This window comes from Streptomyces sp. NPDC104309, from assembly GCF_055584025.1.
Map to the genome: position 1 here is coordinate 16,214 of NZ_JBVJMV010000010.1, position 11,358 is coordinate 27,571.

The 11,358-nt window shown below is 70.2% G+C and carries 9 protein-coding genes and 2 pseudogenes; 6 read left to right on the top strand and 5 right to left on the bottom strand.

Features of this window, described 5'->3' with window-relative positions:
* Positions 1-10: 10 nt before the first annotated feature.
* A complete protein-coding gene (locus tag ACZ68L_RS16580) occupies positions 11-925 on the bottom strand; it encodes a S1 family peptidase (protein ID WP_469577528.1) in 915 nt (304 codons plus the stop codon).
* Positions 926-1,091: 166 nt separating this feature from the next.
* Here ACZ68L_RS16580 and ACZ68L_RS16585 point away from each other — a divergent pair, with 166 nt between their 5' ends.
* On the top strand, positions 1,092-1,523 hold the full coding sequence (locus ACZ68L_RS16585) for a DUF6192 family protein (protein ID WP_469577529.1): 432 nt from the start codon (positions 1,092-1,094) through the stop codon (positions 1,521-1,523).
* Positions 1,524-1,592: 69 nt separating this feature from the next.
* The gene (locus tag ACZ68L_RS16590) at positions 1,593-1,826 is read left to right on the top strand and encodes a hypothetical protein (protein WP_469577530.1); all 234 of its coding nucleotides are present in this window, start codon (positions 1,593-1,595) and stop codon (positions 1,824-1,826) included.
* 475 nt (positions 1,827-2,301) lie between these two features.
* On the opposite strand, the pseudogene ACZ68L_RS16595 reads toward ACZ68L_RS16590, so the two are convergent.
* Positions 2,302-2,739, bottom strand: a pseudogene (locus ACZ68L_RS16595) (ISAzo13-like element transposase-related protein); the annotation flags it as partial.
* A gap of 216 nt (positions 2,740-2,955) precedes the next feature.
* A pseudogene (locus tag ACZ68L_RS16600) lies at positions 2,956-3,226 on the bottom strand (ABC transporter ATP-binding protein); the annotation flags it as partial.
* Between the two features lie 89 nt (positions 3,227-3,315).
* Here ACZ68L_RS16600 and ACZ68L_RS16605 point away from each other — a divergent pair.
* The 4 genes from ACZ68L_RS16605 to ACZ68L_RS16620 all read left to right on the top strand — a co-directional run bounded on the left by ACZ68L_RS16605 (position 3,316) and on the right by ACZ68L_RS16620 (position 8,482).
* The gene (locus tag ACZ68L_RS16605; protein ID WP_469577531.1) at positions 3,316-3,960 is read left to right on the top strand and encodes a DUF3558 family protein; all 645 of its coding nucleotides are present in this window, start codon (positions 3,316-3,318) and stop codon (positions 3,958-3,960) included.
* A gap of 526 nt (positions 3,961-4,486) precedes the next feature.
* Positions 4,487-4,840, top strand: coding sequence for a hypothetical protein (locus tag ACZ68L_RS16610; protein WP_469577532.1), 354 nt, complete (start codon positions 4,487-4,489; stop codon positions 4,838-4,840).
* A gap of 32 nt (positions 4,841-4,872) precedes the next feature.
* Positions 4,873-5,418: a DUF3558 family protein gene (locus ACZ68L_RS16615; protein WP_469577533.1), complete on the top strand. Its 546-nt coding sequence runs from the start codon at positions 4,873-4,875 to the stop codon at positions 5,416-5,418.
* A 940-nt stretch (positions 5,419-6,358) separates the two neighbouring features.
* Positions 6,359-8,482, top strand: coding sequence for a BTAD domain-containing putative transcriptional regulator (locus tag ACZ68L_RS16620; protein ID WP_469577534.1), 2,124 nt, complete (start codon positions 6,359-6,361; stop codon positions 8,480-8,482).
* A 55-nt stretch (positions 8,483-8,537) separates the two neighbouring features.
* Here ACZ68L_RS16620 and ACZ68L_RS16625 read toward each other — a convergent pair whose 3' ends face one another.
* Complete coding sequence (locus ACZ68L_RS16625) at positions 8,538-10,208, bottom strand: ABC transporter substrate-binding protein (protein ID WP_469577535.1); 1,671 nt, start codon at positions 10,206-10,208, stop codon at positions 8,538-8,540.
* 58 nt (positions 10,209-10,266) lie between these two features.
* A complete protein-coding gene (locus ACZ68L_RS16630) occupies positions 10,267-11,280 on the bottom strand; it encodes an agmatine deiminase family protein (RefSeq protein WP_469577536.1) in 1,014 nt (337 codons plus the stop codon).
* Positions 11,281-11,358 lie beyond the last annotated feature (78 nt).

Here is an 11,358-nt window from a genome sequence, read left to right on the forward strand (position 1 = left end):
AGGTGTCAACTCAGCGTGCCGCTGCCGCTATCGGCTTCGCGAGCGTGCAGCCTGTGGCCGACAGGTTGAGCTTGTTGCCCGTCGTGAAGCAGGCGGGGATGCCGTAGGTCTCCTGGGCGTATCCGGTTCCCTGGCGGATGGTGACGGCTCCCTGCTCATCTACCTCGCAGGGATTGTCAAGGGTGCAGCTTTCCCCGCTCTCGTTGGTGGTGTTGTTGATCGCCGTTACCTGCCCGGTCCTGGTGTCGATGACCGGGGAACCCGAGGTGCCCCCGATGACCTGGCATTCCGGGGTGTAGCGGACGGCGTCCTTCCACGTCCACTGGCCCTCCTTCAGCCGGTACGCGAATCCGTCGACGGAGCAGGAGTAGACCCGCTTCCAGTAGCCGGAGACCACGTCGATCGGGTGCCCTTGCACCGGGTGGGTCCCGGACAGCGTCAGCGGCGCGATTCCCGTGGACTGCTGTATCTGGGCGTAGGTCTTGGTCAGTTGGTACAGCGTGACGTCCGTGTCGGTCATCGTCGCGTAGACGACTTTGTTCGCCTTGAGCGTTCCTGCGGTGCCGGCCGAGGCGTTGAGCAGCGTGAAGCTGCGGGTGGAGGACTGGTTGGTGATGACCTGACCTGCGCTCGGGAAGCCGGTTTCGAGACAATGGCCGTTCGTCATGACCAGTCCTGGGTCCGTCGCCTGCGAGTTCGGCATGCGAATCAGGGAGCCTGAGCAGTTGCTGAGCGCCACGGTGCCGGCGAAGGAGGAGGCCGTCACCGGGGCGGGCGTACTGTCAGGGTGCACGGCGGCTGTCGCAGCAGTGGGGGTCGCCCCGCTCACGCGGTTGGGTGCTGCGGCTGCGGTGCCCGTTGCGCCTGTCAAGGCGGCGACACCGAGGGCAACGGCGGTGAGGGTGGCGAGGAGAGGCTTGCGCATGATGATGGTCGGTCCTCTCTGTTCGATCTGGGAGCCCGGTGGCCCCCGGACGGTGAAGGGTGACCGCATTGTCGGCGTACAGCCAAGTTCTCCGCTACCCAGCAACTCCTTCCTGGCTCTTTTCGCTCCCTTGACGGCCACCGCACCGGGACTGTGCTCCTTGGTCATGGGCACACAAAGGCGCCACGAGCTCACCCGGGACGACGAGGTCGCCAAACAGGTCACCACCGACCTGCCGCACCGGCCGACGGTCGCGCGGGAGACGATGCGGGACGACACCGCCCGTTTCCTGGTCAGCCGGGCCCAGTTCAACAACTCCGCCCAGGCCCGCGGCACGATCCGCGAACGTACCCCGGCCGTCCGCAAGATCGAGCACACCGTCGAGTACCTCGACCTGGTCGGCTCCAGCCACCAGTTCGCGGCCACCCTGGGCCGGCTGGTGCCACGTATGCGGGGCCAGGAGTTCACCGACGACGAGCGCGAGACCGTCCGCCGCGGGATCTCCAAGGTGCGGGCGGCCGACTGGCTCGAAGCGGCGACCGACAACGGCGAGTTCACCCTGGACGAGCAGCTGACCAAGCTTCTCAAGGGCGAGTAGGCCATACCGCAGCACCCGGAGGCCCGGCCTCTTGCGGAGCACTACGGCGACCTGGTCCGCTTCGCCCTGATGGAGGCCCGCCCCGCCGGCCTTCGGACAAGACAGCTCATCACCGCCGCCCGCCTGACGACATCCCAGGTCGAACGAGGAATCCGGCACCTGCAGGACGGCGGGGCTGCCGAACACGCGACCCCCATCATCTGGCGCCCGCGGGGCGGCTACATGTTCTCCGACGACCCGGCGGACCGGATCGCATACGAGAAGAAGCAGTTCCGCCTCATCCTCGGCCGACTCACCCGGTGATCACTGGCACGCTCGACCCGCATCTGGCCCGCTACCCGGACGACGAGTGGGGCTTCTTCTAGACGCAGAAAAAGGGCGCCTGACCAGGCAAGATGCCTGTCAGGCCTCCTTCGTGACGCAAGGCTGAGCAGTATGCCGAGATGCACCCTTCGCCCGATATTCCCCACTGGTATCCCAGCTCTGACCAGCAGTTCCGGGGCATCTCCGGGCCAAGGTCCCGCCCAGTCGTCCTCCTCGTCACCCGTCGGGGTCTCCCACCGCTGAACGCCAAGACCGTCTGGATCGGCCAGGACGCCTGAACCTCCGATACCAGGCCGCAGCCGGCCGCACTGGCATGCGCGCCGGCCATCGCGGCCAGCGGCCCGCCGAGCGCATGGAGGCACCAACAGTCCGTCGCCGGTCGACCGGCGCAGGACGGGCTGACTGACCGAGTCGTCCGGGCGGGCCCCGGCCCATCCCGGCAAGACGCCCGCACCCACTCGCGGCAGTTGCTCTTGAAAGGGCCGACCAGTTCCTTCTTCTTCGTGTCCACACTGATCACCGGAGCCCCGCCGTTCTGGTGGTCCCGAGCTCGTTCGTTGAGGTAGTGAAACTGTGCGTCCCGGTCGGGGTGCTGCTTGCCCTCAAGGATCTTGGCGTTGCTCTGCAGGCTGAAGCCCTCCTTGCGCAGGAGGTCGCCCACCGTATCCGCGGAGATTCTGTGGCCCTGGCCGGTCAGCTCCTCGGCGAGCTTGCGAGTGGATCTGGTGGTCCAGCGCAGCGGCGACATGGGGTCCTCGCGAACGTCCGGCTCGACCAGGGCGAGCAGCGCAGCTCGTAGGGCAGGGTCCAGGTCGACGACGCGTTCGCGACCACCGCCGGGTCGGCGGACCCGTCCCAACAGTGCCTCTCCGGAGTCGAGTTCCCGCACTCCGAGCCCACGATCACCAACAGCCGTACAGGGCTTGGCGAGGCTCAGCAACATCCAGGTCACCGGGGTCGGCTCGGTCGGACATCTACAACTGGCCCTGACCGTCCGGCTCGGGCACCCACAACCTTGCCGACGCCGATGGCAACTCCAGTCGGAACAGTGCCTGGTCGGACTGCGCGGCCTGGCTGCAGCCGGGCCACCCCAATCTCGCCAAGGGCCGCCCGCGTACGCGGCCTCGTCGATGTCGAGCGTCACAAACAGGATCGTGGTGCCCCGCTCCCGCCGCAGCCTCTTACGAGGGCCTCCGGATCGGCGCGCGTCTGCGCGTCGACAGCCGCGAACGGCCCGTCCATCAGCAGCACAGGGCTCGACGCGAGCGTGCGGGCGACGCCGACCGCTGATGTATCCCGCCCGAGAGCTGCCACCGATACGCTCCGGCCGCGTCGGCCGGCCCGACCGATTCCAGTGCGCCCGTCACCAGTTTCCCGCGCGTGCGCGGGCTGCGCCGGCCGAGTCGGCGGCGAGCGGCGCCTGCGTTCACCTGAAGAATTCCCTAACCGGGCACGAACACATGCGTCCATGCTGATCAGGGCGGTGGACCGGCCCGGACAGTACGGGGCCGGAGCTGCCGCCCTCGCACGGCGCAGGGTCGGCGGAGGTGACAAGGAGGTCTGGCTGATGATGTCCCGAAGACGGTTGCTGCATGCTCCGGTGCTGACCGTGACGCTGCTCGTGACGCTCACCGCGGTCGGGTGCGGCGGCTCCGGCGATGGGGCTCCCTCGGTTGCCGAACGGCCGCAGTCGAACGCCACGGACAGCACAGGCGACAGCGGCGGAGCCCCGAAGAAAAGGCCGTCGGCGGACCCCTGCGGGCTCATCTCCGTCCAGGAGGTCCAGCAGTTGGGAGGCGTGTCCGTCACGGCGAAGACGAGCGAGTTCAACACCACAGGCTGCGAGTACTCGCACGAAGGGGTGCTGATCTCCTCGACCCTACAGGGTGACGAAGCCAAGGCCTTCGCCGACGACATGCTCGCGGGAGCCCGCAAGAAGCCGCTCTCCGGCGTGGGCGAGGAGGCCTACTCCTACGACGCCTCCGATCACGGGACCTTCGCCGTGCTCTTCCGGAAGTCGGGCACCTGGGTGGCGATGACCGTGGCGGCGGACAGGGCGGACAACGCCGGGCGGCTGAACGAACTCGCCCGGACAGTGGCCGCGCGCATCTGACACCGGCAGCCGGGCCCGCGCCGGGCCGCACCCCACGAACACGGCACGCGGTCGGCGGGAGGCGACGCAGCGACCGGTGGCCCGAAGGATTCCTGAACAGGGCGCGAACACGCCAGTTGATGATAATCCACGGGGGTACGGCGCCGCGCGCGTCGGCCATGGCGAACGGATCACGGCATGAAAGGTATTCGGCTGCTGTCGGCTGTGTCACGGGGGGGTGCGGCCCTCCGCCCGGGGAGGCGGGCCGCGCCGCTCGCGATTGCGTTCCTCCTGACCACCACGGCGGCATGCGCTGGCGCATCCGGGCGTGAGCACGAGGGCTCCGGTCCGGCCGACATGTCCGAGGCCGCGCTCACCTACGGGACCCGGCCGGTCCGTGATCCATCGATCACCTACCAGCCCGACGTCGTGATCGTCGAGGGCGGGCCGCGAGCGATCCGGTCGGCATCCGGTGACGGTCTGACCTGGACCATCGACGGAAAGGCCCGCGGTGTCCAGGACGTTCGGCTCGGAAAGGTCCAGCATCATGGACTCGGTCACCGGAATCTCCGTCGGAGTCAGCGGCATCGCCACCGCCGTCGAGTTCAAGGTCCAGGTCGGAGTCGGTGTGCCCGCCGCCTTCGCCGGTCCTTACACCAAGCTCGTCATGGACTTCGGGGTGACCAACGGCTCGGCCCTCGGCGCCCCGCTGACCCGCTGTGTCGGAGCGACGCTGGACGGCAAGGTCGGCGGGGGCGTGGGGGTCTCCGTCACCGCCGTGGCCATGGCCGCCCTCAAGAAGCTCCTGCCCACGATGAAGTTCCAGCTGGTGCAGGAGAGCCTGACACCTTTCGTCCACAGACAGCAGACGCTGCCGGACGTACCGCTGTGCAAGTCCTGACACCGACACGAAGGCAGACAATGAGGATCCCGATGAAGCGCAACCGCAGCCGCCCGCCGTTGCCACTGGTGCCCCTGGCTGTGCTCGCCTTGCTCGCGCTGTCCGGGTGCGGCGGCCACGGGCAGCCCTCGGCAGCTGGCCCCTCGCCGGCCGAGCCGGCCACGGCAACCCGGACTCCGGAGGAGAGCACCGAGGCGCCGTCGCCGAATGGGGCAGCCGTCGACCCCTGCGCCCTTGTGGCCAGGCAGCAGGCCGAAAAGCTGGCCGGAACAGCGCTCGACCCCGCGACACCGGTACGGGAGACCTGCACCTACACGGGTCCCGTCACCGGGCCGACGGCCCAGGTGGAGATCTTCGTCGGGGACGGTGCGAAGAAGTACCTCGACATCGAACGCGACCTCGGACACACGCTCAGGCGGCTGACCGGTATCGGCGACGAGGCGTACGCCGAGGACGAGGCGGTCTTCCTCCGCAGGTCCGACCGGTGGGTGTCGATCCGTCTGGTGCGGCTCAACGACCCAGCGGAGAACCGCACACCACTGGAAGAGCTGGCCCGAGAGGTGGCCACCCGGATCTGACCCGCGTCCCCCGTGCGCACCCGTCCCATCCGCAGGAGCCCCCGCGTCCCGCGTTCCTACCCGTCGCTGTCGTTCTCGTCGTGCTGCTGTTCATCCTCGCCTTCGTCGTGCCCTACAACGGTCTCGCCCGCAGGCGCGGTGCGGTGGACAACGCCTGGGCCTCAGATCGAGGTACAGCTCAGGCGACGCCACGATCTGGTCCCCCAACCGCGTGGGACCCGACGCGGGTAGGCCGCACACGAACGGCAGACACAGGAAGAGCTGTCGGTCACCGAGAACCGCATCGCCTACTCCCGGCAGTAGCACGACGACGCGGTCTTCCAACGCGATCCAGACGGTCCCGGCCAACGTCATAGCGGGCCTGACCGGCTTCGCGGCACGTGTGCGACGGCGGACGGGAAGCACAACGCCGGCCCGGCGCGGGCATCGTCTCCTGGGCGCTGCTCCTGATGCTGACGGGCGGACTGAACGGCGAGCGCGGCACCCGGCGGGGCGCCGAGGCCGCGGGCCGCCGGCCGGGTGTGCCTGAACACCTCGCCGCGAGTGGGCTGTTCGGCCGGCAGTCCGCCGTCTGGGTCACCCTGTTGGGCCGGCATCGGCTTGCGCGGCGGCGCTCGGCCTCGCCCCACGCGCGGTGGCCCTCCCGGTCGGCGGCGCCGCCGACCACAGGCGCGCCTGGCCCGACTACGGCAGCATGCGTCACGCGGTCTCTGTGCGCTGTTCCAAACGGCTGTTCTGAGCGCGCGAACGCGAGATCACCGGCATCGGGAGGGACGCTACGACGACACCGGCGAGTACCGGATCGACGCTCCGGAGAACCTCGGCGAGGTCCGGCTCTCCGAGCCCCGCCGGAACCCACGCCAGAAACGCTGCCGGGAGTGAGTCCCGGACTTCCCGAAACCACCCGGCTCGTCCGTCTTCGTCAGAGTATTCTGACGCGGTGACCACCGGCGCGGGAGGGGCTGCGGGCGCTGACCGGGTGCGCGACCCCGATACTGTCGCGCGACTGGCGGAGTCGGCCCTGCGACAGGGGCAGTACAACGAGGCGCTGCGGCATGTCGCGACACTCCCGGCGGACGCGCTACTGCCTGCCGAACTGGCCTGGAGGCTCGGCCGCGTACTCCATCAGCGGGGCGAGTTCAAGGGCGCCGAGTCGCTGTACGAACGCGCGGCCGCCGGGGACGCCGACGCGGACCAGGCCCAGTTGCTGGCCGGCCGGTCGGCAGCACGCTGGGCCCGTGGTGACCGGACGCGGGCGCGGAGCCTCGCCGACGAGGCGGTACGGGCTGCCGAGCAGAGCCGCGACGACGCTGCGCTGGCAGCGGCCTACCTCGCCCAGGCGCTGGCCGCCTTCAGTGAGGGCGATCGCGCCGCCAACGAACACGCCTACGCCAGGGCCTTCGCGGCGGCCGAACGGGCCGGGGACATAGGCCTGCAGCTGCGGATCCGCTCCAACGTCGGCTCCCGCCTGGTCGAGGAGGGGCGTCTGCGCGAGGCGGTCGACGCCCTCACCGAGGCGATCCGCATCGGTGAGGGCGCCCCCCAGCAGACGCTGCTCGCACTGGCCCTGCACAACCGTGCCGAGGCCTGGCTGGGGCTCAGCGATTTCAACGCCGCCCGCGCCGACGCCGATCGCGCGCTCGCCCTGTGGCAGCGGGAGGGCTCACCGCTGGCCGCGTTCGGACTGGTGATGATCGCCCGGGTGCACCTGAGCCGGGGCTCCGCCTGGCAGGCGACGGCGACCTACCGCGAGGCCGTGGCGATGGCCGAGCCGGACGGCAACGCCCAGGTCGTGGCGCAGGCATGGGCGGGGCTGGCGCGCACCTGCTACGCCGACGATCCGGGCGAGGCGGCGCGGTACGCGGAGTTGTCCCTCACGCTTCCGAGCGCCGCCGGGCCGGTCACCGGCGAGTTGGCCGCAGGCTGGGTCGCACTGTGCAGCGGAGACACCGCCTCGGCCGCCCGGTACGCCGCAGATGTCCGCTCGGAGGCCGGCCGCCGCCGCGACCCGGCCGGGCTGGCCGAGGCGATGGAACTCGCCGCGCTCGCCGCATACCGGGGTGATTCGGCCGCGATGCCGGGGCATCCAACCGCACGTCGTACCGCCGGGCTGGTGGAGGCGGCCGCGATCTGGGCCGACACGGGCAACGAGGTGGCACTGGCCACCAACGCACTGCTGCGGGCGCGCCACGCGGGCGACCGGCTGTCCGAGGACGTCGCCTGGCAGCGGCTGCACCGGCTGGGGGTATGCGACGACGTCTGGCACATCGCCGGGCCGCTGGCGGCGATCGGTCCGCCGCCGGTCCCCGAGGTTGCCGTGCAGACCCTGGGCCACTTGGCGGTACTGCTCTCCGGAACGCCCGTTCCCCCGGCCGGATGGCAGTCGCGGAAGGCCCGTGAGCTCGTCAAGGTGCTGGCGGGTCGGCTGGGAAGACCGGTCACCCGCACCGCGCTCGCCGCCCTGTTGTGGCCGCAGACACCTTCAGAGGTGGCCAACCGCCGCCTGTCGGTGCTGATTTCGACGGTGCGCGCGGTCCTCGACCCGGCGCGGCGGCATCCGGCCAACCGCTTTCTGGTCACCGATCCCTCCAGCGTGCGGCTCAACACGGAGCACGTCGTCCTCGACACGGTCCGGTTCCACGACGCGGCCCGTGCGGCCATCGCGGCGAACGCCGCGGTCGAGGGCAGCCGGGACACGACGGCCGGCCTCGAAATGGTGGCGCGCCTGGAACTGGTCGTCGGCATGTACACCGGCGACTTCGGCGACGACGGCGAGCTCACCGGGGAATGGAGCGAACGCCCGCGCGCGGCCTTCGCCGAGCTGCACCGCGACGTCGTCCGTACCCTCGCCCGGCGATGCCTGCGGCTGGACCGCTGCGACGCGGCAGCTGGCTGGTACCTGCGCCTGATCGGCGAGGACGGCTACGACGAGTCGGCCCACCTCGGGCTGATCGCCGCGCTCTCCGCGGCGGGCCGGCACGGCGAAGCCCGCCGCCGCTACCGGGACTACACCAAGCGCATGCACGAGATCGATGTCCGCCCCGTCCCCTTCCCCACGGCGTGACGACCCGGGCGAGAAGCCCGCAGGCGTACGGCGAATCTCAGGAAGTCGACGGTGTTCACGGCGTGGCCCCCGCGTCCGCGGCGCCGACGTCGGCTGCCCACGGGTAGTACAGGTACGCGATGGTGGTGGGCGCGCCGGTGATCCTCTTGTTGAGGAAGAGGGCGGTCGGCCACTCCGCGACCGGGATCCAGGGCAGCCGTTCGGCAGCCTGCCGCTGGAGTTCGCTCTCGATGCGCAGGCGGCGGTCCTTGTCGTACGTGGCGGTGGCCTGCTCGACCAGCGCGTCGTAACGCTGGTCGCTGTAGCCGGCGAAGTTGAGGTACGCGCCGGTCCTGAAGTTCGTCAGGAAGTCGAGCGGGTCGGTGATCGAGTCGTAGTAGGTGAGCGGGAACATGTCGATGCCCTCGCGCGCCTCGGGGTCGGTGAAGAGCGCCGTGAAGGCATCGGGGGCAACGGACTTGAGGGTGATCCTCAGCCCGATCTCGCTGCCGGCGGCCTGGACGGCGGTGGCGAGGAGGGAGACGTCCTGGCCGATGGAGCTGGTGGCGACGGTCAGGGTCTTACCGGTGGCGCCGGCCTCCTTGACGAGCGCTCTCGCCCGCTCGACGTCCCGGGTCCTGGGCGGCAGTCCGTCGAGCGCCGCCTTGCGGACCTCGGATGACGCGCCCGCCCATGCGGCGCGGGTGGTGAGGGAGCTGGTGGCGGTCCCCGCGCCGCCGAGGCCGGCCTTCACGAATCCGGAGCGATCCAGGGCGAGGGAGAGCGCCTGGCGTACGCGCATGTCGCCGAGCGGGCCCTTCATGTTCGTGATATCGAGGTTGACGGTGCTGAGGCCCTCGCCGAAGTAGAGGGTGCCCGTCCCGCTGCCCTTGAGGCGCCCGTAGCTCTCGGTGGGTATGAGGTAGCCACCGTCGGCTTCTCCGCTGAGCAGGGCGTTGGTGCGGGCCGCGGGGTCGGTGAGGAAGCGGAAGACGAACTTTTCGGCCTTGGCCGGAGGGCCCCAGTAGCCGTCGAAGCGCCTCAGTTCGAGTGACTGCCCCTTCTGCCAGGCGCCGAGGGTGAACGGGCCGGTGCAGGCGAGGCCGCCTGAGGTGCCGTAGTCGGCGCCCGCCGCGGTGACCCCGGCCTTGGAGGCGACGACACCGGCGGCGGTCGCCATGTACTGGGGGAACTGCGAGTCGGGCTTCTTCAGCTTGACGGTGACCTGGAGGGGGCCGGTCTTCCGAATGGAAGCGACGTTCTGGAAGTTCTGCGCCCAGGCGGCGGCGTTCTTCGGGTCCGTCTGTCGACGGAGGCTGAAGACCACGTCATCCGCGGTCATGGTCCGTCCGTCGTGGAACCGCACTCCGTGCCGCAGGCCGTACACCCAGGTGGTCGGGTCGGGGTTGGTCGCCTTCTCCGCGAGACCGGGTTCGAGCGTGAGTCCTGGTGTCCAGCGCATCAGGCTCTCGCAGATGTTGGAGAGGATGGTGTTCTGCGAGTAGTCGAACGTCATCGTGTAGTCGAGCGTGGGCGGTTCCGCGTAGACGGCCCAGGTGACGGAGTCGATGTCCCCCTTGGGCTTGGGGGTACCGGCCGAGAGCGCGAACGAGGTACCGGCTCCGCCACGGGGCGGGCCGGAGCAAGCGGCGAGTGCGGTGAGGACGGCTACCGAGGTGAGGGCCGCGAGGGCGGTCCTCACGGGGCGGCGTCTCGGGACGCGGGGCGGGGGTGGTGCGGTGCTCATCGTCGCGCTCTCTTTCGGTACGGCAGGGGGACGGGTGGCTGACGGTTTTCCTGCGGGATTACGCGCCGGGGCGGGCCACCGGGATCTGCTGGGTGATGCAGTGAACACCGCCGCCGCCGTACGCGATCACCGGAGCCGGCACGCCGACGACCTTGCGATCGGGGTACGCGGCCGCGATCACCGCGAGGGCGGCCAGGTCCTGGGAGGCTTCGGCGACCGGGACGACCACGCCGCCGTTGGCGACGTAGTAGTTCAGGTACGAGACCTCGACGCGGTTGCCTGCGACCTCGATGAAGGCGGTCTGCGGGACGTCGACGATCTCCAGGGCACGCCCCCGCGCGTCGGTCGAGACCTCCAGCACGGCGCGGTTGGCGCGCATCCGCGCGTAGTCGGGGTGCTCCGGGTCCTCGGGCAGCGAGACGACGACCTTGCCAGGGGCGGCGAAGGTGCATACGCCGTCGACGTGGCCGTCGGTCTCTGTGTCGAGCAGTCCGCCGTACGGGAGCCAGATCACCTTCTCGACTCCGAGCCGCGCCTTCAGCTCGGCCTCGATCTGGTCCCGGGTCATGTCCGGGTTGCGGTTCGGGTGGAGGAGGCACTGCTCGGTGGTGATGAGGGTGCCCGCGCCGTCGACGGTGATGGCCCCGCCCTCCAGGATCATGTCGGAGGCGATGCGGTCGACGCCGAGGTGCTCCAGGAGCAGGGCGCTGATGCGGTCGTCGGAGTCGTACGGGTGGTGCTTGCGGCCCCAGGCGTTGAAGCGGAAGTCGACGCCGGCCCGGCGCCCTTCGCCGTCGAGGACGAACAACGGCGCGGAGTCGCGGAACCAGGAGTCGTCGAGGGGGAGCTCCACGACGGTGACGTCATCGCCGCAGTGCGCGCGGGCGTCGTCGCCGAAGCCGGGCGGGGCGACCATGGTGACGGGCTCGAAGCGGGCGATAGTACCGGCGACGTAGGCGTACTCCCGCTTCACGGCGTCGAGGACGCCGTCCCACAGATCCACTCGGGTCGGCCAGGCCATCAGGCAGCCGTCGTGCTCGGACCACTCGGCGGGCATACGACATGCGGTCATCGGGGTCTCTTTTCGGTCGATGGGAAGGAATCATGACCCTGACTGATTTCTCAGTCAGGATCTTGGGCAAGAGAAAGT